The following is a 5,112-nucleotide window of genomic DNA, read 5'->3' on the forward strand; positions in this document are numbered from 1 at the left end:
GCGTCATTTACCCCCTAGGATGATTAAAATTTTAATTCGGACATATAAGAGGCAGGGAAATGAATAAGTCACTAACAGAAAAACGGATAAAAAAAGTTACAGGTATATTTGCGTTCACTTGTCTTGCTCTAAGTACCTTTGGTGCACATGCAGAAGGGTCTATTAGCATTGCACAGCAGTTTGGTATTGGTTATCTGATTCTTGATGTGGTGCGTGATCAACAACTGATAGAAAAACATGGTAAACAGCAAGGGCTGGATATTAACGTTGACTGGCGCACTATCTCGGGAGCAACAGGAATGAATGAGGCACTGCTTTCTGGTGCTCTTGATGTTGCGGCTGCGGGTGTACCCCCGATGCTTACAGTGTGGGATCGTACCCGTGGGCGTCAGAATGTGAAGGCGATAGCGTCACTGGGTTCGATGCCGAATTACCTGCTAAGCAACAATCCAGCAGTAAAAAAGATAGCAGATCTTAGTGAAAAAGACCGTATCGCGGTACCGGCTGCCGGTGTGGGTTTCCAGTCCCGTACCCTACAAATTGAAACCGCCAAACTGTATGGCAATAGCGATTATAAACGCTTTGATACCATCACGGTAAGTTTGCCCCATCCTGATGCCAATGCCGCGTTGATTGCCGGTGGCTCTGAAATTTCTGCTCATTTTTCCAGCCCGCCGTTCCAATATCAGGCGCTAGAGCACGGCAACGTACATAAGATTCTTAGCTCCTATGACGTTCTGGGAGGGCCGGCAACATTTAATGTGCTGTACACCACGCAAAAATTTCATGATGAAAATCCTAAAACCTATCGGGCTTTCTATGATGCGCTGGCTGAAGCTTCTCAGATAGTTAAAGCCAACAAAGCCGCGGCGGCTGAAACCTATATTCGGGTAGAAAAGTCGCGTTTATCACCTGAATTGGTGAAGAAAATCGTTGAAGACCCAGAAATTGATTTCACTATCACACCACAGCGCACCTATGTGTACGCTGACCAGTTGCAGCAATTAGGTATCCTCAAGAATAAAGCCGACTCGTGGCAGGACTATTTCTTCGCCGAAGCTCATAACGGGGCCGGTAGCTGAGTTGTTGGTTTCTTTGGAAAACGCTAGACAGACGGTCTTTTTCCCAATTACGCCGGAGGGGGCATGAGCCGCATCATTAATGAAATATCACCGCAGCCGTTATTACAGGCCGCGGGTGTGGGTTTGGAGTATCGAACCCGTCAGAAACGCGTTCGTGCAACACATGACGTCAGTTTTGATGTCTATCCTGCCGATCGTTTTGTTCTGCTGGGGCCATCGGGTTGTGGTAAATCCAGCCTGCTTAAATCGATTGGCGGTTTTCTGCCGCCGGTTGACGGAGAGATACGCCTTGACGGTGAGGTCATTGTGGAGCCGGGGCCGGACCGCATGATGGTATTTCAGGAGTTTGATCAATTGCCCCCGTGGAAAACGGTGCTGGAAAATACGCTGTTCCCGCTGGTTGCCAGTCGTCAGGCTACCCATAAGCAAGCACGAGAGCGGGCATTACACTACCTGGATAAAGTGGGGCTTGCCGGATTTGCCGATGCTTATCCGCATATGTTATCGGGCGGTATGAAGCAGCGGGTAGCCATTGCTCGCGCGTTAGCGANGCAGCCCAAGGTATTACTGATGGATGAGCCTTTTGCCGCGCTTGACGCACTGACGCGCCGTAAAATGCAAGAGGAGTTACTGGTGCTGTGGGAGGAAATACGTTTTACGTTGCTATTTGTGACTCATTCTATTGAGGAAGCGCTGGTGGTTGGCAGCCGAATATTACTGCTGTCACCACATCCTGGGCGGGTTTGTGCCGAGGTGAACAGCCATCAGTTTTCTCTAGCTGACTACGGTAGCGATGAGTTTCAATTCGCCGCACAGCGTATCCATCATCTGCTGTTCCCCACTGAGCAAGCACAAGCTGCTCCGTCGATCCCACTGCAAGGTAAACCATATGAGCACTCAACCCCCGATCCGCTGCGAATATCAGCGTGAACTGGCCCCACTACCAGAAGTGGTGTTGACCCAGCCATTGCCCATCATTACCCGCTGTTGGAACCAGCAGTGGCTACGCCAGTTGACGGTATTACTGGTATTACTGGCGCTGTGGGAACTGGCTGCACGTTTGCAGGATAATGACCTAATGTTTCCGGGATTTATGCAAACACTGCGGGCATTTACCCAGGATATGGCCAGCGGCGAGTTGCCCGCTAAGGTTGCTATCTCGCTCAGCACTCTTCTTAAAGGGTATGCCATAGGTAGCGTGTTTGCATTAGGGCTAAGTGCTTTAGCGGTGTCGACCCGTTTTGGTCGGGATCTGCTTAATATTCTAACGTCGATGTTTAATCCGTTGCCTGCTATTGCACTACTGCCTCTGGCGTTGCTGTGGTTTGGGCTGGGAGAAAAGAGTCTGGTTTTTGTGCTAATCCATTCGGTGATGTGGCCGATGGCGTTGAATACCTACGCCGGTTTTCTCGGTGTTTCGGACACATTACGGATGGCCGGTCGTAACTATGGGCTACGCGGTGGGCGCTATGTGGCTCATATTCTTATCCCGGCAGCACTGCCTTCTATTTTGTCAGGACTTAAAATCGGCTGGGCCTTTGCATGGCGCACGCTCATTGCCGCAGAGCTGGTTTTTGGTGCGTCTAGCGGTCAAGGCGGGCTTGGCTGGTATATCTTCCAAAATCGCAATGAACTGTATACCGATAGGGTATTTGCCGGTCTGGCGACCGTAATCGTCATTGGTTTACTGGTCGAAGGGCTTATTTTCGCCACTATAGAGAGACTGACCGTCAAGCGCTGGGGTATGCAGCGCTAATACTATTTACAGGAGTTAACCATGCTGGCAATTAAAACCCCACAAAATTACCTGAATCAAGATGGCGTGACTGAGAAAGTGGGGCAGTTTATTGCGCCATTGGCTCAGAAGGTGCTTATCGTGACCAGCCCACGCGCCTGGCAGTCGGTGGGAGTAAGTGTGATAACGAGCCTGCAACGGCATCATATCTCGTTTCATATCAGCTATTTGCCAGGAGATTGTACCCGTACAGCTATTGATGCATTGGTTGTACAAGCACAGCAACTAGGCTCAGAACTTATTCTGGGGGTAGGCGGTGGTCGGGTATTAGACAGTGCGAAAGCGGTAGGGGAGACATTGGGGCAATTGCCGGTAATCACACTACCGACAATTGCGGCGACCTGTGCCGCATGGTCACCTATTAGCGTTATTTATGATGAGGCTGGGGCTCATATCGGCCCTTTATCCTTAACGCGGTTACCGGTCTGGGTATTGGTCGATAGCCAGACGATTGCCAGAACAGCGCCACGCTACCTGAATGCAGGTATCGTCGATGCATTGGCTAAATGGTATGAGTTTCTTCCTTATCTGCGAAAGGGTGATGATGGATTGGCACTGATACTAAAGTCACAGGTCGCGAAACAGGCACTGGATACCTTTAATACCTATGGACAGCAGGCTATCGCAGCTAATCAACGCCAGGAAGTCAGTGTTGCACTGCGTAAAGTGATCGATGCAGTTATCGCACTGGCAGGCTTAGCTAATAGCATGGCTGATGATATTCCACGAATCGGAATTGCTCACGCGATCCATAACAGCATGACCCGTCTGCCAGAGCTTCACCATTGGCTACACGGTGAGAAAGTCGGCTTCGGGCTGGTGGTACAGTCGTTTATCGAGCACGAGCAAGAGGCTGATCGTGATGAGTTATTGTCGTTATTACATCGTTTTGGCTGCCCGTTGACGTTAGAAGATTTGGGATTCAAGCATAATGATGAACAGGTGAAAAAGATTGCTAAGGGCGTCGTTATTGCTCCGCATATTGCAGCACGATTACCCTTTTCGCTGGCATGGGAACGCATAGAACAGGCCCTGCTTTCTACCCAAAATTTACATCTGGAAGCCCCTTATCATTGAGTTAGGCTAGAGGACGACTGCGATATAGCCCTGTTCTGTTTGTCGGGGCTAATCGCATTCTTATTTCTGCCCCACTGACGGGGTGAGTCAACTATTTCAATGTACCAATAGCCAATTCCGTTATTTTCCTGGCAAGAAAATGAAGATATTGCAGAACACGAGTTAGGTCTGTAGCAAGCTTTTGCTTATGGTGTTGCGGTATTTGGTACCTGGGTTGAGCAGGCCATCCAGTAATAGTGATTATTATTAAATTCAAACTTACTCAGTACCTGTAATCCCAACTTACGTGAATGCGCAACGTATGAGCGATGATTTATTTCATTAATAAAGGTTATCAGAATAGGAAAGCGTGTAGACATTTTTTCCAAAGAGAAAGCAAAAAGCTGCTGAAGTACACCGCTACCGCGCATGGATTGGTCTATACAAATGGGACCATACTGATAGGAGTTTTCGACAGACAATGTTTGTCCAGCAAAGGTATTCTCATCTAATTTATTTATCATATGTTCGAACAATGGCCAGGGAGACCAGAATTGCCAGGATGCAGCCATAACAAAAGCCACCACATTCCCCTCTTTCTTGGCGATAAATAATCCTTGTTCCTCCGTCACCAGTGATAACATCTGTTGTTGTGTCATCTGTGTGGTAACAAAACCCTCTTTTTTATCATCTTCATTAATCGTTGCTACATGGTATTTTTTTAGTAATGCCATGACTTGTTCAATATCAGTAACACTCGCCACACACAATTCCATATACATATCCTTTTTTAATTGAGCACGTTACCGTGCTGGGACTGTTATCCGCTACTGTCTCTAACTTTATGTAACACTCGTAATTCAGGCTGATATTTTATCTTAAAGATGCCGTTTAGTTTTAACACGGCATAAGGTGTTTTTCCACTCTGTGTCTTACGAACACGAGCTTTATGAACATGGTGACAATTTAAACTTGATGTAAGAAAGATTAAGCAGAATTTCGGCAGTGCCTGAAGACAATGGTGTTGTGTTTATACGCCCATTAACGACCTCAGACAGAAAAATAAAATAAGCGCCTATAATTTATAAAGACATTTCAAACTCAATAAAACAATTGGTGACATTATTTTTAACATTTGTGATGGGTTTATATTTTAGTGGGCTATAAAATGAAATTTAT

Annotated in this window: 5 protein-coding genes; 4 read left to right on the forward strand and 1 reads right to left on the reverse strand. The window is 47.3% G+C overall.

Features of this window, described 5'->3' with window-relative positions; translation table 11 throughout:
* The first annotated feature begins 59 nt into the window (after positions 1–59).
* From V2A85_RS21720 to V2A85_RS21735, 4 genes are all read left to right on the forward strand, one after another.
* Positions 60–1,082, forward strand: coding sequence for an ABC transporter substrate-binding protein (locus V2A85_RS21720; RefSeq protein WP_372558580.1), 1,023 nt, complete (start codon positions 60–62; stop codon positions 1,080–1,082).
* Between the two features lie 63 nt (positions 1,083–1,145).
* The gene (locus V2A85_RS21725; protein WP_420072337.1) at positions 1,146–2,012 is read left to right on the forward strand and encodes an ABC transporter ATP-binding protein; all 867 of its coding nucleotides are present in this window, start codon (positions 1,146–1,148) and stop codon (positions 2,010–2,012) included.
* Entirely contained in the window at positions 1,972–2,838 is an 867-nt protein-coding gene (locus V2A85_RS21730) for an ABC transporter permease (protein WP_420072338.1), read from the forward strand. The genes V2A85_RS21725 and V2A85_RS21730 overlap by 41 nt, the downstream gene beginning before the upstream one ends.
* Before the next feature lie 21 nt (positions 2,839–2,859).
* On the forward strand, positions 2,860–3,954 hold the full coding sequence (locus V2A85_RS21735) for an iron-containing alcohol dehydrogenase family protein (RefSeq protein WP_420072339.1): 1,095 nt from the start codon (positions 2,860–2,862) through the stop codon (positions 3,952–3,954).
* 185 nt (positions 3,955–4,139) lie between these two features.
* Here V2A85_RS21735 and V2A85_RS21740 read toward each other — a convergent pair whose 3' ends face one another.
* On the reverse strand, positions 4,140–4,709 hold the full coding sequence (locus tag V2A85_RS21740; RefSeq protein WP_372558584.1) for a GNAT family acetyltransferase: 570 nt from the start codon (positions 4,707–4,709) through the stop codon (positions 4,140–4,142).
* Positions 4,710–5,112 lie beyond the last annotated feature (403 nt).

It is taken from the genome of Yersinia sp. 1252 StPb PI (assembly GCF_048593885.1).
Taxonomy (GTDB): Bacteria; Pseudomonadota; Gammaproteobacteria; order Enterobacterales; family Enterobacteriaceae; genus Yersinia; species Yersinia enterocolitica_E.

What these genes read in the sequence shown, in the direction of transcription:
- V2A85_RS21735 (WP_420072339.1), top strand. Translation starts at nt 2,860, where the DNA reads ATGCTGGCAATTAAAACCCCACAAAATTACCTGAATCAAGATGGCGTG.
- V2A85_RS21740 (WP_372558584.1), bottom strand. Translation starts at nt 4,709, where the DNA reads ATGGAATTGTGTGTGGCGAGTGTTACTGATATTGAACAAGTCATGGCA.
- V2A85_RS21720 (WP_372558580.1), top strand. Translation starts at nt 60, where the DNA reads ATGAATAAGTCACTAACAGAAAAACGGATAAAAAAAGTTACAGGTATA.
- V2A85_RS21730 (WP_420072338.1), top strand. Translation starts at nt 1,972, where the DNA reads ATGAGCACTCAACCCCCGATCCGCTGCGAATATCAGCGTGAACTGGCC.